Origin of the sequence: Pseudomonas sp. 2822-15 (genome assembly GCF_002742515.1) — a bacterium.
In the GTDB taxonomy this organism is placed as follows: domain Bacteria; phylum Pseudomonadota; class Gammaproteobacteria; order Pseudomonadales; family Pseudomonadaceae; genus Aquipseudomonas; species Aquipseudomonas salomonii.
In genome coordinates this window covers 1-230 of sequence record NZ_LJRY01000442.1, presented here as the reverse complement: position 1 = coordinate 230, position 230 = coordinate 1, and the positions used below count along the sequence as shown (strand labels likewise).

Genomic DNA, 230 nt, shown 5'->3' with positions numbered 1-230 from the left:
AATTAATCCTAGCCGATGAACCAACTGGTAATCTAGATGAAGATATGGAACAAGAGATCATTGATATTTTTAAAAAATTAGCTCATGAGCATGATAAATGTGTCGTTGTTGTTACTCACTCAAATGAAATTGCTCAGCAATCCGATCAAACCTTTACTCTCAAGAAAGGTGTATTAAAGCCATATGAGTGATTTCTTGTCAAAATTCAGTAAGAATAAATACGATGAAAC

General features: G+C 32.6%; 1 pseudogene. It reads left to right on the top strand.

The annotated features are described in order from the left end of the window. Positions 1-191: pseudogene (locus AOA59_RS31755) on the top strand (ABC transporter ATP-binding protein); the annotation flags it as partial. Between the last annotated feature and the right edge of the window lie 39 nt (positions 192-230).